The sequence below is a fragment of the Flavobacterium notoginsengisoli genome (assembly GCF_042686225.1).
GTDB classification, from domain to species: domain Bacteria; phylum Bacteroidota; class Bacteroidia; order Flavobacteriales; family Flavobacteriaceae; genus Flavobacterium; species Flavobacterium notoginsengisoli.
Genome location: NZ_JBHUOT010000003.1, coordinates 1 through 24,567 on the forward strand (window position 1 = coordinate 1; position 24,567 = coordinate 24,567).

The 24,567-nt window shown below is 35.4% G+C and carries 17 protein-coding genes; 14 read left to right on the top strand and 3 right to left on the bottom strand.

The genetic code is table 11. The features are described from left to right. From ACFS3A_RS08075 to ACFS3A_RS08085, 3 genes are all read left to right on the top strand, one after another. A partial coding sequence (locus ACFS3A_RS08075) for a transposase (RefSeq protein WP_379824854.1) occupies positions 1-410 on the top strand: 410 nt, incomplete at its 5' end. Positions 411-518: 108 nt separating this feature from the next. Then, a complete protein-coding gene (locus ACFS3A_RS08080) occupies positions 519-1,688 on the top strand; it encodes a sensor histidine kinase (RefSeq protein ID WP_379824855.1) in 1,170 nt (389 codons plus the stop codon). Continuing rightward, on the top strand, positions 1,688-2,395 hold the full coding sequence (locus ACFS3A_RS08085; RefSeq protein WP_379824856.1) for a LytR/AlgR family response regulator transcription factor: 708 nt from the start codon (positions 1,688-1,690) through the stop codon (positions 2,393-2,395). Before ACFS3A_RS08080 ends, ACFS3A_RS08085 begins: the two co-directional genes overlap by 1 nt. A gap of 1,207 nt (positions 2,396-3,602) precedes the next feature. Here ACFS3A_RS08085 and ACFS3A_RS08090 read toward each other — a convergent pair. Next, positions 3,603-7,529 (bottom strand): hybrid sensor histidine kinase/response regulator transcription factor, encoded by a 3,927-nt coding sequence (locus tag ACFS3A_RS08090; RefSeq protein WP_379824857.1) that lies wholly within the window; start codon positions 7,527-7,529, stop codon positions 3,603-3,605. A 390-nt stretch (positions 7,530-7,919) separates the two neighbouring features. On the opposite strand from ACFS3A_RS08090, the gene ACFS3A_RS08095 reads away from it, so the two are divergent. The 11 genes from ACFS3A_RS08095 (at position 7,920) to ACFS3A_RS08145 (ending at position 21,636) form a co-directional block, all read left to right on the top strand. Next, positions 7,920-10,949, top strand: a complete 3,030-nt coding sequence (locus ACFS3A_RS08095; RefSeq protein WP_379824858.1) for a SusC/RagA family TonB-linked outer membrane protein — start codon at positions 7,920-7,922, stop codon at positions 10,947-10,949. A gap of 16 nt (positions 10,950-10,965) precedes the next feature. Then, on the top strand, positions 10,966-12,489 hold the full coding sequence (locus ACFS3A_RS08100) for a RagB/SusD family nutrient uptake outer membrane protein (protein ID WP_379824859.1): 1,524 nt from the start codon (positions 10,966-10,968) through the stop codon (positions 12,487-12,489). A gap of 81 nt (positions 12,490-12,570) precedes the next feature. Continuing rightward, positions 12,571-13,746, top strand: coding sequence for a 1,4-beta-xylanase (locus ACFS3A_RS08105; RefSeq protein WP_379824860.1), 1,176 nt, complete (start codon positions 12,571-12,573; stop codon positions 13,744-13,746). A gap of 290 nt (positions 13,747-14,036) precedes the next feature. Next, positions 14,037-15,089 carry a glycoside hydrolase family 43 protein gene (locus ACFS3A_RS08110; protein WP_379824861.1) on the top strand — a complete coding sequence of 351 codons (1,053 nt, stop codon included), beginning with the start codon at positions 14,037-14,039 and terminating at the stop codon, positions 15,087-15,089. Positions 15,090-15,283: 194 nt separating this feature from the next. Next, positions 15,284-17,092, top strand: coding sequence for a glycoside hydrolase family 2 protein (locus tag ACFS3A_RS08115; RefSeq protein ID WP_379824862.1), 1,809 nt, complete (start codon positions 15,284-15,286; stop codon positions 17,090-17,092). Between the two features lie 108 nt (positions 17,093-17,200). Next, positions 17,201-18,223 carry a glycoside hydrolase family 43 protein gene (locus tag ACFS3A_RS08120; protein ID WP_379824864.1) on the top strand — a complete coding sequence of 341 codons (1,023 nt, stop codon included), beginning with the start codon at positions 17,201-17,203 and terminating at the stop codon, positions 18,221-18,223. A 20-nt stretch (positions 18,224-18,243) separates the two neighbouring features. After that, positions 18,244-19,422 carry an aldose epimerase family protein gene (locus ACFS3A_RS08125; protein ID WP_379824866.1) on the top strand — a complete coding sequence of 393 codons (1,179 nt, stop codon included), beginning with the start codon at positions 18,244-18,246 and terminating at the stop codon, positions 19,420-19,422. A gap of 203 nt (positions 19,423-19,625) precedes the next feature. Beyond that, positions 19,626-20,609 carry a glycoside hydrolase family 43 protein gene (locus tag ACFS3A_RS08130; protein ID WP_379824867.1) on the top strand — a complete coding sequence of 328 codons (984 nt, stop codon included), beginning with the start codon at positions 19,626-19,628 and terminating at the stop codon, positions 20,607-20,609. Between the two features lie 160 nt (positions 20,610-20,769). Continuing rightward, on the top strand, positions 20,770-21,183 hold the full coding sequence (locus tag ACFS3A_RS08135) for a 3-hydroxyacyl-ACP dehydratase FabZ family protein (RefSeq protein ID WP_379824870.1): 414 nt from the start codon (positions 20,770-20,772) through the stop codon (positions 21,181-21,183). Beyond that, positions 21,167-21,484, top strand: a complete 318-nt coding sequence (locus tag ACFS3A_RS08140) for an MgtC/SapB family protein (protein ID WP_379824871.1) — start codon at positions 21,167-21,169, stop codon at positions 21,482-21,484. Before ACFS3A_RS08135 ends, ACFS3A_RS08140 begins: the two co-directional genes overlap by 17 nt. After that, entirely contained in the window at positions 21,421-21,636 is a 216-nt protein-coding gene (locus ACFS3A_RS08145) for an MgtC/SapB family protein (RefSeq protein ID WP_379824872.1), read from the top strand. The genes ACFS3A_RS08140 and ACFS3A_RS08145 overlap by 64 nt, the downstream gene beginning before the upstream one ends. 64 nt (positions 21,637-21,700) lie before the next feature. Here ACFS3A_RS08145 and ACFS3A_RS08150 read toward each other — a convergent pair whose 3' ends face one another. Next, positions 21,701-23,629, bottom strand: a complete 1,929-nt coding sequence (locus ACFS3A_RS08150) for an OmpA family protein (protein WP_379824873.1) — start codon at positions 23,627-23,629, stop codon at positions 21,701-21,703. A 12-nt stretch (positions 23,630-23,641) separates the two neighbouring features. Further along, positions 23,642-24,565 carry a PorP/SprF family type IX secretion system membrane protein gene (locus tag ACFS3A_RS08155; protein ID WP_379824874.1) on the bottom strand — a complete coding sequence of 308 codons (924 nt, stop codon included), beginning with the start codon at positions 24,563-24,565 and terminating at the stop codon, positions 23,642-23,644. Positions 24,566-24,567 lie beyond the last annotated feature (2 nt).

Consider the following 24,567-nt stretch of genomic DNA (forward strand, 5'->3'; position numbering starts at 1 on the left):
ATGAAAATCTTTGCCAGCAGCAGAAATTAATAAAATCTGTTCCTGGAGTAGGTCAGGTTTTATCTTGGACATTATTATCAAAAACAGAAGGTTTTACAGTTATAACAGATCCAAGAAAAATGGCATGTTACAGCGGAGTCGTTCCTTTTGATTTTCAATCTGGAATATCATTAAAAAGAAGACCCAAAGTATCAATGCTTGCTGATAAAAACTTAAAGACTATTTTGCATATGGCTGCAATGAGTGCAATCCGATTGGATAATGACTTAAGAAAATACTATATCAGAAAGGTTAATGAAGGGAAAAATAAAATGAGCGTTTTAAACGCTGTAAGAAACAAAATAATCCATCGAGTTTTTGCAGTAATAAAAAACCAAACCTTTTATAAAAAAGACTTGGTTTTATCATAGAAATCGGAATGACAAACTGTGTGGGACTAAGCATGAGAAACTAAGTGTTTAATGTTACGTACAGTAAAAAAATAAATTATATTTGAAACTGCTTTACAACTGTATTACATGCCAAATAGCACAACTGCTTCGGGCTATTTTTTAGATAAAATAGCATCCTTAAACTTTGATCTGTTTTTTACCAAAAGAAATAGAATTTTACTACATCTTTTAATGTGGCTTGGATTTTCTGTTTTACTGTTTTTAAGCTATGTAATCGGTTATCATTTGGTGTATTCTGATGCTGTTTTGCTTACGGTCAGAATGGCTTTGGTTAATATCATTGTCTTTTATATGTTGTTTTATCTGTTGCTTCCAAAGATTTTTTCGGGAAGCAAAACCAAAATTATAGTGCTTTTAATCTTGGTTTTTCCGATTTCGATCTTTCTTTGGATGGCTTCTACGTACTTTATTTCCCTTTTGTATTATGCTTTAGGTCTTGAAGTTAATTTTGGAGAATTAAAAGGCGTAATCAAAATGAGTACAGAACAGACTTTTTTGGAAGCTGTTTCCTTAAAAAGAATACTTTCGCAGACGATCATTATTATTTCATTGCTTTCTCCTTTTTGTTTTGCTAAAATTCTGGTTGAAATTGTAAAACTATACCATAAGAAATTTCAGGTAGAGAAAGAGAAAATGGCATTGGAAATTCAGAATATTCAAATGGAAAAGGATTTTCTGAAAGCGCAATTGAACCCCCATTTTTTATTTAATACTTTGAATAATTTATATGGATTAACGGTTAGAAAAGACAATCTCGCTCCTGAAATCATTCTAAACCTTTCGGATATTATGAGTTATACTTTGTATGAATCAAATACTGAAATTGTTCGTTTGGAGAAAGAACTGGATTTTATCCAAAATTATATTGCATTAGAAAAGATGCGTTATGCAGATGAAGCCAATATTCAGGTTAACATACAAGGAGAAAATCAAACAGCAGGACTTTTTATCGCTCCGTTACTGACTTTCACTTTCATTGAAAATGCTTTTAAATACGGATTAAAAAGCACTCAAAATGCCTTTGTAAAACTGGATATTAAGATTGAAAACAACACGTTTTGGCTTAGTTTAGAAAATGATGTTGATGAGAGTTTTACAACTGAGAATTTCGGTGGAATAGGAGTAGAGAATGCCCGTAAACGTTTGGAATTATTGTATCCGAATCAATATGAACTGGAAATTAAAAATCTAAAATCTTCTTTTAAGGTTGATTTAAAAATAGTTTTAAGAAAGTAATGGAAAAGTTGAAATGTATTGTTGTAGATGACGAACCGATTGCGAGAGATATTATTGAATCTTTTATCAGCGAAATCGCTTTTCTGCAATTGGAAGCTTCATTTGGAGAACCTGCAAAAGCTTTAATGCACCTGCAGGAAAATACAATTGATATTGTGTTCAGTGATATCGAAATGCCTAAATTCACAGGTTTAGAACTGGCACAAGCGCTTACCAATCCTCCTGTTATTATTTTTATAACCGCACACCGCAATTTTGCTTTGGACGGATTTGAAACCGGTGCTTCAGATTATCTGGTAAAACCCGTACGTTTCGATCGTTTTTTAAAAGCGGTAAATCGCGCCAAAGAATACCTTTCATTAAAGAAAACAGCTTCTGTGCATCAAATCAATTCAGATCGCATTTTTATTAAATCGGAAGGAAAACTGATTAAGATTTTATTGAATGAAATCCTTTATGTAGAAGCGCAGGACGATTATTTGAAATTTGTCATTAACGGCGGATCTTACACGACTTTAGGGACTTTAAAAGCAATGGAAGAAGTTTTGAAACTTCCGATGTTCTTTCGCGTTCAGCGTTCTTTTATCCTAAATCTGGAAGCAGTCAGAAGTCTCAACGGAAATATGATCGAATTGATTGATGGGAAAAACATTTCTGTGGCTTTGAATAAAAAGGAGGAATTGTATTTGTTGTTGGGAATTAGATAATTTTTTTTAACCGCAATCCCGATAACTATCGGGAGCAAAGGATTTTCGCAAAGAAACGCAAGGTTTAGTTATTACATTTTATTCTAAGTTCGCAGAGAGATAACTAAAAGCTCCAATTTTCAAACATAGCCCGCGGTTTCAACCGCGGGGACGTCCAGATATGCATTGTGCTATATACATTGCGTTCCTGCGGTTGAAACCGCAGGCTATGTTTTTAAAAACATTCTGCATTTAGTTTTTATAACTCTATACTATTCCTTAAAGTTTGGCATTAAAAGAAATGTAGCAAAGATTGGCAATTAAGCAATTGCTATGTGTTTTGATGCAAATGAAATGCCTTTTTGCGTTAGTAATATCTATGTTTCTATGTGTTTAAAAAATGGCTTTGCGAAATTTGTTTTTTAAAGATTGTGTTACACGTCCCATTTTCAAATATAGCCCGCGGTTTCAACCGTGTGGACGTCCAGATATGCATTGTGTTATATACATTTTGTTCCTGCGGTTGAAACCGCAGGCTATATTTTAAAAACATTTTGACTTAGTTTTTTATAACTCTTTACTATTCCTTAAAGTTTGTCATTGCAAGAAACTCAACAAAGATGGCAGTTAAACTTTAAACTATTGCTATGTGTTTTGATGTAAAAGAAATGCCTTTTTGCGTCAGTAATATCTATGTTTCTATGTGTTTAAAAAATGGCTTTGCGAAATTTGTTTTTTAAAGATTGTGTTACACGTCCCATTTTCAAACATAGCCCGCGGTTTCAACCGCGGGGACGTCCAGATATGCATTGTGTTATATGCGTTGTGTTCCTGCGGTTGAAACCGCAGGCTATATTTTAAAAACATTTTGACTTAGTTTTTTATAACTCTTTACTATTCCTTAAAGTTTGTTATTGCAAGAAACTCAACAAAGATGGCAGTTAAACTTTAAACTATTGCTATGTGTTTTGATGTAAATGAAATGTCTTTTTGCGTCAGTAATATCTATGTTTCTATGTCTTTAAAAAATGGCTTTGCGAAATTTGTTTTTTAAAGATTGTGTTACACGTCCCATTTTCAAATATAGCCCGCGGTTTCAACCGCGTGGACGTCCAGATATGCATTGTGTTATATACATTGTGTTCCTGCGGTTGAAACCGCAGGCTATATTTATAAAGATTATAGAATTAGTCAATTACTCTAATTATCTAATTGGCATATTATTTAATCAGCGATTCGTCTGAATATAATCCGATGGCGACATATTAAAATGCTTTTGGAAATTTCTCCCGAAACTTGTTTGTGATTTGTAACCTACCATTTCGGCGATTTCGTACATTTTATAGTTTTCATTTAAAAGTAGTTCGGCGGCACGTTTTAAGCGAACGATATTAATTAACTCGTTTGGACTTAAATTCGTGATGTCTTTGATTTTTCGGTATAAAGTCGAACGGCTCATGTTCATGATTTCGGCAAGCGATTCTACACTTAAATCCTGATCCGTGATGTTTTTCAGGATTTCGTCGTCGAGTTTTTTCAGGAACTTTTCGTCGGTTTTATTGTGGGCGATGCTTTTAATGTGCGAAAGGGGAGAACTCGCATAGTAATTCATAATCTGTCTTCGGTTTTCGATTAGATTATTGGCCTGCACTTTTAAATAATCCATAGAAAATGGTTTCGCGATATAAGCATCGGCGCCCACTTCGAGTCCGTCAATTTGTGATTTTAGAGAGTTTTTAGCAGTCAATAAAATAACGGGTATATGACTCGTTTCCAGATTGGTTTTGATGGTTTTACACATCGTAATTCCGTCCATAATTGGCATGGAAACATCTGAAATTACCAGTTGAATGTTTTCGTTATGAATAATTTTTAATGCTTCTACGCCGTTTTCGGCCTTTAAAATAGCGTAAGTTCTAGCCAATTCAGTAGTAATAAAACTCAAAAGATCTTCATTATCTTCAACCACCAAAATCTGTGCTTTTTCGTTTTTGATTTCAACAGTCTCTTTTGGGATTTCGGTTTCTTCTTCCTCTTTTTTAGAATCGGCATAAAGCATAAATTCCTGTTCCTGATGTAAGGGAACGGTCAATTCGAAAATGTTATAATTTAAATCTTCAACTAATTTCAAATTTCCGTTATGCAATTGTGCCAGCGAATGCGCTAGCGAAAGCCCAATTCCAGTTCCTGAAGCCGTACTCCTGTCGTCGACTCTAAAGAAAGGCTCAAAAATTTTGTCTTTTAAATGAATCGGAATCACATTTCCATCATTTTTTACAATTAAAGTCAGTTTCTTTTCATCTCTAAATAAAGAAATGATGACTCTTTTATTAGAATATTTAATGGCGTTATTAATTAAATTGCTCAGAATCTTTTTAAAAGCTTCCTTGTCTACAAAAGCATGAATGTCTTTTTCGCCCAATTGTAATTCAAATTCCAATTCACGTTCTTCAATTAACTGGCTGAATCTTAGATGAAAGTTTCGAACCATGGACGAAATATTCGCTTCGACAAAAGTCAGTTTCAATCCACCGATTTCAGATTTTCTAAAATCAAGTAATTCGTTAACCAATTTCAATAAACGGGAAGTGTTTTTCTTCATAATCGAAAGATGCTGGGGTACTTCTTTCGATTCGTATTCCATGCCTAAAAGTTTCTCCAAAGGCCCCTTTATCAAAGTCAACGGCGTTCTGATTTCGTGTGCTACATTCGTAAAAAAATCAATTTTAGCCTGATAGATTTCTTTTTCTTTTTCGTCATTCAAATGCTTGATTTTGCGGTTATTCTTAATTTGAGTCAGGTTTTGAGAATAACGAATGATGTAGTAGAATCCGGCACAGATTAATATGAAATAAAGAATATAAGCCAAAGTACTCGCATAAAACGGTGGCAGAATCGTGATTTTCAGTTTCACTTCCTTACTCCAAACGCCAAAACTATTTAAGGATTTTACTTTAAAAACATAATCGCCAGGCGCCAATTCGGTAAAGAAAACCTTGTTGTTTCTTCCTAAATAAACCCAATCATTGTTTACGTTTTCCAATTGAAACCAATATTCGGTCAATTCTGGCGCGGTATAGTTTAAAGAAGCAAATTCGAGATTAAATGAAGACTGACTGTTGTTGAGTTCCAATTCGTCCAGAAACGAAATTGATTGCGAAATAGGCGAGTCGGGACTGTTTACTTCGATATCCTTATTATTAATCTGAAGATTGGTGATATAAATAGAAGGAGTGTATTTGTTCTTTGTAAAATGCTTCGGATTAAAACTGATCATTCCGTTTAGGTTTCCAAAATACATATCGCCGTTTGCATCTTTAAAAGCCGAATTGTAATTGAACTGATCGCTCAATAAACCATTTGCAGTAGTAAAAATCTTGATGGTTTTATGATCCGGGCCAAATTTTACCAAACCTTTAGAAGTCGTTAGCCATAAATTTTTAGCATCATCTTCTAAAATGGAATAGAAAACGTTGCTTGGCATTCCGTTTTTGGTCGTAAACTTGGTAAAAGTGTGTTTTTTTCGATCCACCAGATTTAAACCGTTTTCAGTCGCAATCCATAAATTTTTGGAACTGTCTTCAAAAATAGCATTCATGGTATTGTTGCTGATTCCTTTCGGATTTTTATAATCATAGGTAAAAACCTCTTTCTTTTTGGTTTTTGGATTATAAAACAACAAACCGTCGCGATAACTTCCCGCCCAAAGATTCCCGTGGCTGTCTTCTTTAAAATTGGTATAATGAAAAGTCTCCGGAAAGAATTTCAGGATTTCAAAATTATCAGCCTGTTCATTATAACGGTAAAGTCCGGATGTAGTCACGACAATCAGGTCGTCATTTTTCATTTCATAAAAAGAAAAAATAAAGTTGCTGTGCAGACCGCTTCCATCATTGGCACTGTAATGTTTCAAAACTCTGCCGGAATTTCGATCCAAAACATCTAGGCCATGTTCAAAAGTTCCGACCCAGATTTTGTCTTTTCTGGGCATTAAAGCATGAATATTATAATAAGAAACCGGATAAGAAGTAAATTTTTGTGTTTTCGGATTGAAACGATTTACGCCTGCATCTTCCGTTCCAATCCACAAATCACCGTGATCATCTTTGTGAATTTCTCTGACAGCGCTTCCGCTAATGGAATTCTGACCTTCCTGCGGAAAGTATTTTTTAAACTGGGTATATTGTTTTTGATGGTAATTGACACCGCCAAAATAAGTTCCAATCCAGACACCATTTTCCTTATCAATTAAAATAGAGTAGGCCGCATTATCTGAAATCGCGTACGGATCATTATAATTCTTTTTAAGATTAATAACAGTTTTTGTCTTTAGATTATAAACATAAACACCGGATTCGCTGGCAATCCAAAGTTCATCATTTCCTCTTTTTTTGAACTGACGTACAAAAACGGGTTCTTTAATGTCAAATTTAAGTTCGTTTGTCGTTTTGTTTTTTCTATTGTAAATCAGAATTCCGTCGTCTTGTGTTCCAATTACGATGTTTTCGGGATCAACAGCATAAATTACCGTAATTCTGAAATTCGCTTTATTCGCTGGCGGATTTAAGGTAATATTTTCAAAAGAATGATTTTCTTCTGAATAATGATAGATTTTATTTAAAGAAGAAGCCCAAATTTCTCCTTTATAATCTCGTGTTATAGAAGTAGACACAAAATATTTGTTTGGGTTGAAAGTGGTCATTTCTTTCTTATTTGGTGCATACTTATACAAAATGTTGCCCGAAATGAACCAAATGTTGCCTTTTAGGTCGTGATTGATGTCATTGATACGATCATTAATGGCTTCATTCAAAATCGAGAAACGATCCAGCTTCTTGTCATAATGATATAAACCTTTATCGGTTCCAACCCAGATGGTGCCATTATTTTCATGTAATGACTGAATATAATTGCTTCCAAGACTGTGAATCGGATCTCCATTGCTTCTGTATGTCTTAAAACGATAACCATCGAAACGGTTCAAGCCATCTTTTGTGCCAAACCACATAAAACCGTCATTGTCTTGTAATGAGGTTAATACGGTATTGTTAGAAAGCCCTTCTTCGACCTGAAAATGTTTAAAATAATATTCCTGAGCATTTGAAAAATGTATCGAAAAAATGCTGAAAAGTAAAAAAAGAAAGAATTTACGCATAAGCTGTTTTTTTAGGCTGAAATCAATGTTTCTGCAAATCGTCTCAATATTCTACAAAATGTTGCAAGGCTTGTTGATATTGACCTTTTTTGTACAATTTGAATCATTTGCGAGAGATATTGACACAAATGAAGCATTTTATTTTGAATAAAAAGCGCCTAATTTGAATTTTCAAATAAATGATATTGATAAAATTTTAAGGTTAAAAATAAACTATCAATAAAATAAAGTTTGAAAAATCTAACCATTAATAATTTTGAAACAAAATGAACAATTTATTACTAGAAAAGAATATTGATTCTTTACTTGTTCGATTTCCGGACGATTAAAAACGCAATATTTCCAACCAAACCACAAAAAGAAATGAAACTATCTAAAATGCAAAAATCAATGAAAACAAAGCTCACTCACTTTTTAACGAAGAGATATTACCTCTTAGTTTTCTTTAGTTTATTACTGCAGTCCGCTTTTGCCCAACAGATCACGGTTACGGGAAAAGTCACAGCCGCTTCGGGAGAAGCGATTCCTTTTGCGAATGTTTTAATAAAAGGAACACAAAATGGTGCCGCTACAGATTTTGACGGAAGCTTCAAAATTGCAGTCGGCGGGAATCAAACATTAGTTTTCAGCTCGCAAGGCTACAAAACGACAGAAGTTGCAGTTAACAACAGAACTTCAATCAATATTACTTTAGAAGAAGATGCCATGAAACTCAATGAGATTGTTGTGGTAGGTTATGGATCGCAGCAAAAGAAAGATCTTACCGGAGCTGTTTCTTTAGTAAAACCGGAAGAAATTCAAAAACGTCAGGTTACTACAGTGGCAGACGGATTACAAGGTTTAGTTACGGGAGTTAAAGTTCGCGGTGGAGGACGTCCCGGGCAGGAAGCGAATATAGAGATTCGTGGTCTTAAAAATCTTCAAAATACAAATCCTTTGTATGTAATTGATGGCTTAGTAACCACGGGGAATAGAGATTTTAATCCAAATGATATCGAAAGTATTCAGGTTTTAAAAGATGCTTCAGCAGCCGCTATTTATGGTTCAAGAGCAGCAAATGGAGTAATCATCATTACAACTAAAAAAGGAAAAAAGGGCCCGCTTCAGGTTGAAGTTTCGGCAAAAAGCAGTTTTCAAATCATGCCGCGCTACAATTTGATGGGAACTGAAGAGTTTGCCAAATGGAATAATATGGCCTACGATAATGCTAAAGCAGATAGTGGAGGAAATACTATATACGATAGGCAAAATCTTAACATGGCAGTAAATACGGATTGGCAGGATGCTACATTCAGAACCGGAATGATTCAGGACTATAATGCTAGTTTCTCCGGAGGAAACGAAAATTCTACGTTTTTTATGTCCGCAAATTATTTTGGAAATGAAGGAACTGTTATTGGAACTGATTTTGACAGAATTTCATTCCGCGTTAACTCAAGTGGTACAAAAGGAATTTTCAGTATTGGAGAAAACTTGGCCATCAGTAATTCTAAAACAGATGAAATGTCTGGAAACCCAATTATTGATGTGTATAGAATGACACCAACAATTCCGCTTTATGATGCTTCAAATCCAGGAGGATATGGTTACGGAAAACAAGGAGTTGCAGATACTTTTGGTACAAACCCTCTGGCAATTGCTGATTTTGCGAATACAACAAATGAAAATTTCAGAATTAGAGGAAACATCTGGTCTGAATTAAAATTTGCTCCTTGGTTGAAATATCGTTTCAATTTTGGTTATGAAACGAGTTTTGATTCCTATAAATTCATGAGAAAAGTAGGAAACTGGACTTTAAACCAGCCGATAGATCCATCCCAGACAGATCAGAACAAGGGAAGATCGCAGACAACATTGTTTGAAAATACTTTGACTTTCAAAAAAGAATTCGGCAAACATGATATTACAGTTTTAGTTGGTCAGACTTTTCAAAAAGACAAATACGATCAAATTTATGGCACAAAGAGAAATCTTCCAATGAATTCTGGTACTGGACAGTATTATGAAGTTTTAAATCAGGGAGATTCGCCGGTAGTTGGTGGTTTTATTAATGAAGCAGCACTTGCATCATATCTGGGAAGAATTGAATACAATTATGACAATCGTTATTTATTGAATGCTGTTTTAAGACGTGACGGATCATCAAGGTTCAGTGATGAAAACAAATGGGGTAATTTTCCTTCTGTTTCTGCAGGATGGAGAGTAAGCAATGAATCTTTCTTTAAATCTGAATTCATTAAAGATTTGAAGTTACGAGCAAGTTATGGAGAATTAGGTTCGGGTAATATTGGTTACTACGAATACAAAAGCTTTGTGAATAATTTTGGAGCTATTGTGTTAGGTAATGATCAGAATCTATTTTCTTCTGCTGCTCAGGTAAAATTATCGAATTCACAACTGCGTTGGGAAAAATTAAAACAAACCAATTTTGGATTAGATTTAGCGGTTTTAAATAACGATTTACGTTTTACGGCAGATTATTTTATTGCCCGTACACAAGATGTATTGTTTGGCTTCCCGATTTTATTGACTACTGGAAATGATGGCGGAAATCCAATTTCAAATGCTGCAACTGTAGAAAATAAAGGCCTTGAATTGGAATTGGCTTACAGCAAAAAAATCAACGAATTTTCTTTTAATGCTTCTATCAACTTTACAAAAGTAAATAACAAGCTGGTTTCGTTAGGAAATGGTCAAAATGAAAACATTTCAGGAAATACCATCACAAGAGCAGGTAATCCAGTTGGAATGTGGTATGTGCTGCAGACTGATGGATTGTTTCAAAACCAACAGGAAATTGACAACTACAAAAATGCAAATGGTCAGGTAATTATGCCAAATGCTGTTCCAGGAGACATTCGTTTTAAAGATGTGAATGGAGACGGACAAATTACAAGTACAGATAAAGCTATTGTGGGAAGTCCGTGGCCAGAATTTGAAATGGGTTTAAATGCAGGAGCAGAATACAAAGGTTTTGACTTTTCTATGAACTGGATCGCTTCGCATGGTGCCACTGTTTACAATGGATTTAGAAGTGTTGTAGACAGATTTGATGATAACAGTAATTACAGAGCTGGAATTCAGCCTTGGACACCAGAAAATCCTAATACTGATTTTCCTAGAGTGACAAAAGGTTCTACACTAAATTCAAGAGGAGATAGTGACCGTTTCTTAGAAAACGGAGATTTTATCAGATTGAAATATATCGGATTTGGATATAATCTGCCTCAAAGTGTTTTAAAGAATTCAGGTATTTCGAGAGCGAGATTGACGTTGTCGGCACAAAACATTCTTACCATTACAAAATATAAAGGTTTAGATCCTGAATTTACAAATAGTAATATTTTCGAAAGAGGTGTAGATAATGGTGCTTTCCCAAATCTTAAAACGTATTCACTTGGTGTTGATTTTAGCTTTTAATTAAAAAAATAGCATAATGAAAAAAATAATTATACTAACCGCAGCTTTTCTAGGTCTTATTTTTACTGCTTGTGAAAACGAACTAGACCTGAACAGCCCTAATGATATAACAGTTGACCAATATTGGAAAACTGAAAGTGACGCACAAGCAGGTGTGAACTCCATTTATGCCATGTTTTACAAAGATGGTCTTTGGGCAAGATGGATGTATTTCCGTTTAGATTTGACTTCTGATGAAGGTTATAGTGTGAGTCCGTGGACGGAATTGGCAGATTGGACGAGGTTCAATTACATCAATTATAATTTTTGGGAAGGAAACGCTGTAACATGGAGAGACAGCTATAAAGCAATTTTTAGATGTAACCAGGTTTTAGCGAATGTTCCAAATATCACTTTCCAAAATGAAGATGATAAAAAGAAGATTATTGCTCAGGCTAAGTTTTTCAGAGCCTTACATTACTATTATTTAGCCGTGATTTGGGAAGATGTTCCATTGGTTTTAGATCCGTCTACACCAGCAGATTTGCCACAACAAAAAAAGGTGGATGAAATCTGGGCTCAGATTGAAAAGGATTTGAATGAATCTTTTGATGATTTACCAGCAAAATGGGGAGCAGATCAGACAGGAAGACCTGATAAAGGAGCCGCAAAAGCATTTTTAGCAAAATTATACATGCAGCAAAGAAAATGGTCTGATGCGAAAACAGCTCTTGAATATTTAATAACAGGCCCTGGAGCAAGATACAGTTTGGTGGCGAACTACAGAGATAATTTTACAGACGTAAATGAAAACAACAGCGAATCTGTTTTTGAAATCCAGTTTGGAGATCAAAGAAAAGGAGGAACTGACGAAGCACAAAATGCAGCAGTTTCCAGTAACCGTTGTCAGTTTTTTGCGCCAAGAGGAATTGGATGGTCTGATGGACAAGCTCGTTTTTGGTTAGTGAATGCTTTCAAAGAAGAAAAAAATAAAGATGGCAATCTGGACATTCGTTTAAGATGGACTTTATATTATCCTGATTTATTAGCTGATTTTGGAGACAAAACCTATAACAGAAACTGGGAATGGAACAATAATGAAGCCTGGTTCAGAAAAGGAAGCCGTGATTATTATAGAGATAATGAAGACTACTACAGCCAGGTAAACTACAGATTGGTTCGTTACGGTGATATTTTATTGCGCTATGCCGAAGTTTTAAACGAATTAGGAAGTACTGCCGAAGCTTATCAATATGTTGATCAGGTAAGAGCTCGTGTAAATATGAATCCTTTAGCAACAGCGCATCCTGAAATTGGAAACGACCATGACAAGTTCCTAGAGCGTTTGAAAATGGAAAGAGTTTTAGAATTATGTGGAGAAAGTGTTCGCTGGGAAGATCTAAAACGTTGGGGAGATTTAAATACTCAGGCTGCTGTTGATAAAATTGCGCTTCGTGATTCTGATTTTAAAAACTTCAAAGTGGGGAAAAATCACAGAATGCCAATTCCGCAAAGCGATGTAGATAATAATCCAAATCTGGAGCAAAACTCAGGATATTAAAACTAATTTTTTGAGGGAATCAGATTTATTGGTCTGATTCCCTTATCATAAAGAACAATTGTTCATAATAACAATATTGAAATGAAGAAAGTAAAATTGTGTCTGACAGTAATGTTGGCAGGATTAGTATTGCTAAGCTGTAACAACAAAAAGAGTACTTCTGAAGAAAAGAAAAATGAAACCGCTGCGGTTGAAAAAAGAGAAATCTGGACAAAAGATCAGGCCAATAAATGGTATGCAGAACAGCCTTGGTTGGTTGGGGCAAATTATTCTCCCAGCACAGCTATAAATCAGTTAGAGATGTGGCAGTTGGATACTTTTGATCCAAAAAGAATTGATCAGGAATTAGGCTGGGCAGAAAATTTAGGCATGAACGTTATGCGTGTCTATCTGCACGATTTGTTGCATGAACAAGATGCAGAAGGTTTGTACAAACGCATGGATCAGTTTCTTGAAATTGCAGATAAGCATCACATTAAAACGCTTTTTGTACTGTTTGATTCTTGCTGGGATCCGTTTCCTGCTTTAGGAAAACAAAGAGCTCCAAAACCGCATACTCACAATTCAGGCTGGGTGCAGTCTCCGGGACAAAAAGCGCTTCAGGATAAAACACAATATCCTCGTTTAGAAAAATATGTAAAAGAAACGGTAGCTCATTTTAAAGATGATAAAAGAATCTTAGGTTGGGATGTTTGGAACGAACCGGATAATATGACAGGACCATCATACGAAAAAGTAGAAATCAAAAACAAAGTCGATTTGATTCTGCCACTTTTAAAAGATGTTTTTTCTTGGGCGAGAGAAAGCAATCCATCACAGCCATTAACTTCAGGAGTTTGGGTCGGAGACTGGAGCGACGAAGCGAAAATGAAACCAATGCACAAAATGCAGATTGAGCAATCTGATATCGTTTCTTTCCACAATTATGATAAACCAGCAGATTTTGAAAGAGTGGTGAAACAATTACAGCGTTATGGAAAACCATTGATCTGTACAGAATACATGGCAAGACCAAACGGAAGTACTTTCGAAGGATTTTTGCCTCTTGCCAGAAAATACAATGTTGGTATGATCAACTGGGGATTTGTGGACGGAAAAACACAAACCAAATATGCGTGGGACAGCTGGACAAAAACATATACGGCAGAACCAAAACTATGGTTTCACGACGTATTGCACACAGACGGAACGCCATATATTCAAGCAGAAACAGATTTGATTAAGAAAATGACTGCTGAAGCGAATAAGAAGAATTAGATAATTGTTTTTGCCACAGATTAAAAGGATTTTTTTAAACACATAGAAACATAGTTTTTGATTGTCTATAAAAAAGGCATTTCATTGTAAATAAAGCACATAGTTCTATGTGTGAAAGCTAGCTTCTTTTGTAATCTTGAACAGAAAGAATAAAATCTATTTTTCTATGTGTTTAAATTTTCAGCACAAAGATTAAATCATTTTAATCCTTTTAATCCTTTTAATCTGTGGCAAAAAAAAATAGTGAAAATTAGTTGAATTCGTGGCAAAAAAACTAAAACTTATCAGCAATGAAAACACACAAAATAAAACAACTCTTTTTTCTAGCGGTGATTTTTGCCAGCTTTTCAGCGAAAGCACAACAGCCAGACCCGCCTGGACAGGTAAAAGGAAGCGAAAAACCAAAAAATGAAGCCTATCTTTTTGCGCATATGACGCATAACGATTACGGCCGATTGTATTATTCCGTAAGTTTGGACGGATTGCATTGGGAAAATCTAAATAATGGAAAACGCGTTTTTGAAGAATACAAAGGACACCCGGATATCTGCAAAGGACCAGATGGGAAATATTACATTGCAGGAAATACAGGAGACGATGCGAAAAGTATCAATATTTGGGTTTCTGACGATTTAATAACCTGGAAAAAACACTCCGATTATACGCCTGATTTAAAAAGCACGCCTGATTATTCAAACGCTTTACAGCGAATTGGCGCGCCAAAATTGTATTACGACAAAGATTCAGAAAAGTTTATCATGACTTGGCACACGCCACATTTGGAAGGAACCAAAGAAGACGGAGAACGTTATTGGGCAAGTCAGCGCACTTTGTATGTTTTGTCTAAAGATTTAAAAACTTTCGAAGGAACGCCAAAACGTTTATTCGATTGGGATATGGGAACAATTGATGTTTTTATTCGTAAAGTCGGCGATTCCTATTACGCCGTGATTAAAGACGAAACGTATCCAACTTTATATTGGACAACCGGAAAAACCATCCGAATTGCCAAATCAAAAAATCTTTTAGGACCTTATTCTTTGCCCCAGCAATCTATCAGTCCAAACTTTAGAGAAGCGCCAATGTTGATTCCTTCTCCAGATGACAAAATATGGTACATGTATTACGAACAATATCCAGGAGTTTCATATGGATTATCTATCGCGGATAACCTAAACGGACCTTGGTTTCAAGCTTCAGGCTACACTTTTTTCTCGGATTGGGACAAATACAGTCTCCCGGAAAAAGTGCGCCACGGCTGCATGATTACAATCTCTAAAAAAGAATACGACAGTTTGGTGAAGAAATTCGGAATTGTGAAAGATGTTAGAAGTAAAAAGTAAAAAGTTGAGAAGGAAAAACTCAGTAACATTTTACATTTTCACATCTCACATTTTACCAATTAAAAATATGGTTAGTTAAGTTAGTTTAGTTCAGTAATTATCGGGCTTATGTGGAGATGAGCCCGGTAATTCATTTTCATTTAGAAGAAAATCATGGCATTATTTAATTAAAAAAAGCCAAAAATATATACAGCATGAAAAGAAAAAGTATCCTTTTTTTAGCGTTGTTATCCATGTGTGCAGTAAATGCGCAATGGAAACCTCAAGGCGATAAAATCAAAACCAAATGGGCAGAACAGGTTGACCCGAATAAAACGTTACCTGAATATCCTCGTCCAATTATGGAGCGTAGCCAATGGAAAAACCTGAATGGTTTATGGAATTACAGTATTCAGGAATTTGGAAAAGCAGCACCTTCAAAATATGATGGGCAGATTCTGGTTCCGTTTGCGGCCGAATCAAGCTTGTCTGGCGTGATGAAAGAAGTTGGTGCTAAAAATGAACTTTGGTACGAAACTCAATTTTCGATTGAATCGGGCTGGAATGGAAAAAATATTCTTTTACATTTCGGTGCTGTAGATTGGAAAACAGAAGTTTTTATTAATGATGTAAAAGTCGGTTCGCATACGGGAGGTTATACACCGTTTTCATTTGATATTACGCCATTCATCAAAAAAGGAAAAAATCAAAAACTGGTTGTAAAAGTTTGGGATCCTTCAAATGACGGGCCTCAGCCAAGAGGAAAACAAGTTAAAAATCCAGAAGGAATTTGGTATACGCCAGTTACCGGAATCTGGCAGACCGTTTGGATTGAGCCTGTAAATGCTAAAAATATTACAACATTAAAAACAACACCAAATATCGATCAAAATGCTATCAGTATTAAAACTGAGGTTAACGGAGCGGAAAAAGGAGATTTAGTAGAAATTTCTGTTTTTGATAATGGAAAAGAAATCGCTAAAGAAAAAGCGGTTGTGGGCGAAAGCAATGATATTGTTTTGAACGCACCAAAATTATGGTCGCCTGAAAGTCCGTTTTTGTATCAGACCAAAATTAGTTTAATCAGCAAAAACAAAGTCGTTGATGAGGTGAAAAGTTATTTTGCGATGCGTAAAATTTCTTCCAAGAGAGATGAAAATGGTATCATGAGAATGCAGTTAAATAACAAAGATTATTTCCAGTTTGGGCCGTTAGACCAAGGCTGGTGGCCTGATGGATTATATACAGCGCCAACTGATGAAGCTTTGAAATATGATATTATTAAAACCAAAGAATTAGGTTTCAATATGATTCGTAAACACGTAAAAGTGGAGCCGGAACGCTGGTACACACATTGCGATCAGTTAGGGATTCTAGTTTGGCAGGATATGCCGAGCGGAGACGATCAGCCGGTTTGGCAAAACAGAAAGTATTTTGAAGGCACAGAATTACAGCGTTCGGCAAAATCAGAAGAAATCTATAGAAAAGAGTGGAGAGAGATTATGGATCATTTGTATTCGTATCCAAGTATTGTGGTTTGGGTTCCGTTTAACGAAGCCTGGGGACAATTTAAAACCGTTGAAATTACCGAATGGACGAAAAATCACGATTCAACCCGTTTGATAAATTCTGCCAGCGGTGGAAACCATTTCCAAACAGGAGATATTTTGGATTTACACAATTATCCGGGACCAGATATGTATTTGTATGATGCCAGAAGAGTTACGGTGTTAGGAGAGTATGGAGGAATCGGTTTACCGCTTGAAGGACATCTTTGGAGAGCAAATGACAACTGGGGTTACATCAAATTTAAAAATGAGATAGAAGTTACCGCCGAATACAAAAAGTACGCGGAAATCCTTCGAAAATACGTTAAAACGGGATTCTCTGCTGCAGTTTATACTCAGACAACAGATGTGGAAGGTGAAGTAAACGGTTTCATGACCTACGATCGAAAAGTAGACAAAATGGATTTTAAAGCTGTGAACAAAATTAATACGGAGGTTATCAATGCTTTGAATTAGAGTTAAATTTATTTCTCTCGCAGATTTTGCAGATTACGCTGATAAAAAAGATCTGCAAAATCTGCGAAATCTGCGGGAGAAAATTCAAAGACTAACAAAAAACTAAAAATGAAAAAATATCTAATCCTTTTCCTGTTCACAACAATAAGTTTCGCACAACAGAAAACATTCACAAATCCAATATTGCCGTCGGGAGCAGATCCTTACAGCACGTATTACAAAGGATATTACTATTACACCAATACGCTCGGAAATAAACTGGTTTTATGGAAAACAAAAGACCTTTCGGATATCAAAAATGCCGAAAGCAAAGTGATTTGGACACCACCAAAAAACACGAATTATTCGGCTGAAATCTGGGCTCCTGAATTTCATATTATAAACGGAAAATGGTATTGCTATTTTGCTGCAGATAATGGCGATAACAACAATCACAGAATGTATGTTTTGGAAAATAAATCATCAGATCCTTTTAAAGGGAATTTTGAGTTTAAAGGAAAAATTGCTGCCAAAACCGATAAATGGGCAATTGACGGAAATGTTTTCGAATATAAAAAACAGCTTTACATGATATGGGCAGGCTGGGAAGGAGACAAAAACGGACAACAGAATATTTACATCGCTAAAATGAAAAATCCGCTGGAAATTGATGGCGACCGCATTATGATTTCTGCTCCAACAAACGATTGGGAAACGCACGGTGCTTTGCATGATGATGTAAATCCGCCTCAGGTAAATGTGAACGAAGGACCGCAGTTTTTAGAAAGAAATGGTAAGATTTTCATTGTGTTTTCTGCAAGCGGGTGCTGGACCGATTTTTATGCTTTAGGATTATTAACCTTTAACGGCGGAGATAATCTGCTAGATGCGAATGCCTGGAAAAAATCTCCTGAGCCTATTTTTAAACAATCAGAGAAAAATAAAGTTTACGCGCCGGGACATAATTCATTCTTTAAATCTCCAGATGGAAAAGAAGATTGGATTTTATACCATGCCAATTCAAATCCTGGAGAAGGCTGCGGCAACAAAAGATCACCAAGAATGCAGAAAATTGAATGGGATGCCAACGGATATCCAGTTTTAGGCGAGCCAGTTAGTGAGGGAACGCCATTGGCTATTCCTTCAAATTAAATCATTTCAAAAAGATAAAAATGAAAAATATTCAAATTGCAGCAGTTTTGTTGCTGGCACTTTTGCAATTCAATTGTAAAGACGCTAAGAAAGGAAATACAACTTCAAAGGAAACTTCTGAAATTACTACAGATTCAGCAAAAACAGTTTTAGAAACCAAAAATTTCGATACGATTATCGACGGCAAAAAAGTGGGTTTGTACTGGATTGAAAATAAAGGAATAAAAGCCGCTTTTACCAATTACGGCGGACGTTTAGTAGGCTTGTGGGTAAACGATAAAAACGGAAAACCTACTGATGTAGTAGTGGGAATGAACAGCGTAAAAGGCTTTAAAACTTCAACTGAACCTTACTTTGGTGCAACAATTGGGAGAGTAGGCAACAGAGTTGCATTAGGCAAATTCACACTGGAAGGAAAGCAATATCAGATTCCGTTAAATAATGGAAAAAACGCATTACATGGCGGTGTAAAGGGATTTCAGGATGTAGTTTGGAATGCTGAAAAGACTAATGAAAATACTTTGGTTTTTACCTATGTTTCTCCAGATGGTGAGCAAGGTTTTCCCGGAAATTTAAACGTAAAAGTAACTTATACGCTTACTGATGACAATGCTGTAAAAATGGAATATGAAGCCACTACAGATAAAACGACGATTGTGAATTTAACCAATCACGCCTTTTTTAACTTAAACGGAGAAGGAAGCGGTACAATTTTGAATCACGAATTACAGATTTACGGAGACAAATTCACACCTGTTGATGAAGGTTTAATTCCGAGTGGTGAATTAAAATCAGTACAAAATACACCTTTCGATTTTACGTCAAAACATAAAATTGGCGAAAGAATCGAAACTAAGGACGAACAATTGAAATTTGGAAAAGGTTATGATCATAATTATGTCCTTAATTCGAATAAAAAGGACGGATTTGTTCATGCTGCAACTATTAAAGGAGATATTTCAGGTGTTACTTTAGATGTTTGTACAGAAGAGCCTGGAATACAGTTTTATAGCGGAAATTTCATGCAGAGTAAAAACGTCTTTAAATCGGGGGCTAAAGATGATTTTAGAACTGCCTTTGCTCTTGAAACACAGCATTTTCCAGACGCTCCAAATCAGCCAAAATTCCCTCAAATCACATTAAAAGCGGGAGAGAAGTACCACACGGTTTCTTTGTATAAATTTTCTGCTGAAAAGTAGGGTATAAAGTTATAAGTTAGGGGTTAAAAGTTAGGAGTTAGATAATGTTTATAGAGAGACTTTTTTTGAAAATAGAAATGTCTTTTTTGATGCAAAATGATTGTTCTTTTATGGATTTCTTGTCATAGAGGTTTTCTATAGTAAAGGTTTAACTATTTGATTTTTAGTTTTTAAATAAAATTAATTAAATAAAAAGTTTAATAATGATTATGAAAAAATATTTTAGCTTGTTTGCGCTGTTTTTTGTCTTTGTCTGCTGTTCTCAGGAGAAAGAAACGGCAAAAAAAACGACTTCAAAAGACAAACCAATCTTGTTGGCAGATCCAACAATTTTTTACGAAAATGGAGTTTATTATTTGTACGGAACAACAACCGGAGAAACACCATTAAACGGAGAAGGTTTTATGGTTTATAGTTCAAACGATCTTAAAAAATGGAAAGGTCCTGTTGGAGCACAAAATGGTCTGGCACTTAAAAAGGGAGACGCTTTTGGAACGAAAGGTTTTTGGGCGCCACAGGTTTTTAAATACAATAATAAATTCTACATGATTTATACTGCAGATGAAAATATTGCCCTCGCAAGCAGTGAAAGTCCGATTGGGCCATTTAAAAGCGATTTAAAAGCTCCAATGTTTAATTTGAGGAATCAGATCGATCCATTTGTTTTTGTTGATGAGGATGGCAAAAAATACCTTTATCACGTGCGTTTGACTAATGGTAACCGAATCTTTGTTGCAGAATTGAAAGATGATCTCTCAGGAATTAAAGAAGAAACACTGAAAGAATGTATTTCAGGAGTTCTTCCATGGGAAAATACAGAAAATGTTTCATGGCCGGTTACAGAAGGACCGACTGTTTTAAAGCATAATGATGTTTATTATATGATTTATTCTGCAAATGATTTTAGAAATCCGGATTATGCAGTTGGTTATGCGACAGCAAAAAGTCCATATGGCCCTTGGGAAAAATCTGCGGATAGTCCAATCATAAGCAAAAAAGATGTCGGAATTAACGGAGTTGGTCATGGTGATGTTTTTTATACAAAAGATGGAAAAATGAAATATGTTTTGCATACACATTATAGCAATAACGGGGTTTCACCAAGAAAGGCAGGAATTGTCGATATTGATTTTGAAGGCAATAAAATCGAAGCAAATACTAAAAGTTTTGTTCTGCTGAAGGAATAAAAAATGCGATGATTTTAGAGTTAGTAACGAGAAAAGAGATGCTTTGGACATCTCTTTTTTTTGGAATCACTTTATCGGTTTTTATAGTATTTAACAGAGATATAATCTAAAAAATTGTCTATTTCAGTACAGATTCGTAAATTGTTGCAAATTACAAATCATGACTCAGAAAATTGAAGATTTAATTCCACACAGAGCCCCATTTTTATTTGTTGATGAAATTATCTCTTATACAGCAGAAACTATTATTGGTTTAAACACTTTTACCCAAAAAGATGCATGGCTACAGGGCAGTTTTCCGGATTTTAATTATGTTCCGGGAACTATTTTAATTGAAGCTATGGCGCAATGCGGCGGTGCAGGCGTAAAATTGCTAGGTCTTGCTGATGGTGTTTTTGGTTTGGTGAGTTTAGATAATATTGAGTTTTTTGCTGGTGTCGAATTTGAGAAACTAGTAAAATTTGTAGTGAAAAATATTCGCATAAGCGAAAAAATTATCAAACAGTCGGGAGAGGCTTTTTCAGATGATAAGCTGATTGTAAAAGGAGAGTGGCTGTGTGTTAAATTACAATAATCACAAAATAATTTTAAACATAAGGGTTTTGAGCACAATAGAATTCTTAACACGACTTGTTGTAGCGGCCATTGCAGGATTAATAATTGGTTTTGAAAGGCAATGGCATCATAAAGAAACGGGATTGAAAACCAATACGCTTGTAGCAATAGGAGCTGCTGCTTTTGTACTTCTTTCAATTAAAGTGGCGGAAACCGAAGCAATATCGACGTTACCCGAATCACCGCACAAGTGGTTATGGGAGTTGGTTTTTTGGGTGCCGGTGTTATCTTTCGCGAAGGTGACAATGTGCACGGATTAAATTCGGCGGCTACAATATGGTGTAGTGCTGCAATTGGAAGTATTGCGGCTTCGGGTTATTTTTTGGAAGCTTTGATTTGTACATTTTTGGTAATTGGAATTAATACGGTTATTGAACCTATTGATAATTGGCTAAAAAACAGAAAAGGTTAAATATCAATTGCAATGACAATAGCAATATCAAAAAAACAATATCAAATAATCTAAAATCTTAACATTACATTTTGGTGATGATGAATTCGCTTCTTCGGTTCATTTGATGCTGCACATCGGTACAAGGAACACCGTTGGAGCAGTTATTAATTAGTTGGGTCTCTCCATAACCAATAGCACTTTCAATTCTTTCAGGTTTAACTCCCTGCGAAATTAGATAATCTCTTGTGGCTTTTGCTCTTCTGTCGGAAAGTTCGAGATTGTATTGATCGTTGGCACGAGAATCGGTGTGAGACTCTATTTTTATTACAACATTGTTGTACTGATGCATTAAGAGAACGACTTTATTTAATTCTATTGCAGCATCGTAGCGAATATCTGATTTGTCTAAATCAAAGAAAATAATACCGATTTTTATTTTTAAAACACCATTTTCTCTTGCTATTAAAGCGGGATCTAAGCCAATTAAGGCTTCAGTTTTTCCGGAACTGTTTGCGGTGATGATGGCTTTTGTATTCTTGTTATAGTTTTCTTTTGAAACTTCGATTGTATAAGGAGTGTTGCAATTTACATTGTTATTAAAATCAAATTTCCCGTCCAACTGGGAAACGGTTTCAGCGACTTTTATACCATTTGAATTTTTTAGAGTTACCATTGCGCCAGCGATTCGATTGTTTGAAATAGCATCAAAAACATAACCGTTTATGATTTGATTGCAGGAACGTTCAAAGGAGTAAATATCATCATCGCCCTTTCCTGTTTTTCTGTTAGAACATACAAAACCTTTATTAGTGGTTTCATTAACGATATAACCAAAATCATCTCGATTACTGTTTAAAGGTGCTCCGAGATTGGCAGGATTATCAAAAACACCATCATTTAATCGACTTTCGAATACGTCCAGACCTCCTAAGCCTAAGAATCCGTCAGAAGAAAAATAAAGCGCCTGATCAGTAATGTATGGAAACATTTCGCGACCGGGTGTATTTATTTTTTCGCCCAAATTTTTAGGTTCAGAAAATTGGTTATTACCTAAAATATCAACCACAAAAATATCCGTAGAACCTATTGTTCCCGGCATATCAGAAACAAAATAAAGCTTTTTCCCGTCTTTACTAACTGATGGATGTCCAGCCGAATAATCATCACTGTTAAAAGGCAGTTCTTTAATGTCTGTCCATTGTGTGGTTCCGCCTTGGTTTTCGATAGCCGTAGCCGAATATATTTTAAGATTATTGATGCCTTTGCTGTCGCGTTTTAGTTTGCCGTTATAGTTATTTCGGGTAAAATAAATCGTTTTTTCATCGGGAGAAAAGGCAATGCAGGCTTCATGATATTTTGTGGTAATATCTTTTCCGAAACGCTCTTTAAAAGTAACATTAGACTGTGTTTCGCTTATTTTTCCTAATTGCATGTTGAGATAAGGCTGATCGTTCCAGCCGTATTTATCTGTTTTTAAATAAGAAGAATCAATAGTTGTAGAATAAACCAAATCACCTTTGTAATACATTGGACCAAAATCAGAATAGGCTGAATTAATATCCAAATTTTCGAGTATAAACGAAGGTTTGATGTTTTCAATATCTTCTAATGTGATATTTTTAAGAGAAAAATTCTTCGCTCTTGCATCGGTTGATTTTTGTTTCTCAGCGAAAGCCTTCATCCATTTTTTTGCCAGTTCATAGTTTTGAATTCCCTGTAAGGATTGCGCATAACGAAATAGATATTCAGCAGAAACCTCATTTGGGTATTCTGAAATTAGTTTTCCATACCATTTTGAAGCACTTGACATTCTGGTATTGAAATAATAAGCATCTCCAAGTTTTTGAAGTATTTCTTTTGAAGCATCTCCGTTGTTTATAGAAAGTTCATACGATTTGGCAGCCTCAACATAATACATCTTATCAAAAAGAGCATCGGCAGTTTTGTTTTTGGTTTGTGAATAAATTAGCTGCGCAACCAATAATGCGAGTATAGTAATTGTTCTTTTCATAGACTATCCGTATTAAAAGAATCTTGGTGATTTTAATCCTTTTTTGCGTGAAACCAGTTCAAAACGAAGCATAATTTCGTGCGTACCGCTATTGTAATTCTGTAATGCGGTTGTAGTATAATCATAAGCATAACCAGCCATAATCATCGGTGTGATTTGTATTCCGACAAGTCCGCTTACAGAATCTGATGTTCGGTAAGAAGCTCCGAGTGTTACGGCATTGTTGAACATGAAATTGGCTGAGAAATCGGCAATGATAGGAGCACCTGCAACATATTTTACTAAAACAGCAGGTTTGAATTTGGTATGTGCCGAAAGATCAAAAACAATTCCTCCAATCAAATACAGATGGATTCTTTCATTAACAAGATCATCGGCAATATCATCGTACGTATAACGCTCTCGGGTCATAAAATTGGGAATCGAAAGTCCAATGTAATCTCTCTCTCCATGCCAATATAATCCGGCACCCACAACAGGGAGAAATTTATTAGTTATGTTTTCACGAAATTGCACATCGGGATCTTTATGGCTTCCTTTAGACCAATCGATATTTATAACGCGTCCACCGCCTTTTAATCCGAATGAAAGCTTATGTGTTTCGCCCGATTTAATGGTATAAGAAAAATTAGCATCTAAGTATTGCTCTTCAGTTGGTCCGATTTCTTCATTTACGATTGAAATCCCAAGGCCTACATTTTTTCCGAGAGGTGTATCTAATGAAAAACTTTGTGTATCCGGCGCACCTTCAATTCCAACCCACTGTGTTCTGTAAATTCCTGTTATAGCTAAATGTCCCAGTGAACCTGCATAGGCAGAATTCACCGTGAGTGTATTATACATGTACTGTGTATATTGCGGGTCTTGCTGTGCAAAGGCTCCATATACCGAGAATAGAGTTATTATCGCGAAAACCTTTTTTATATTTTTAATCATAG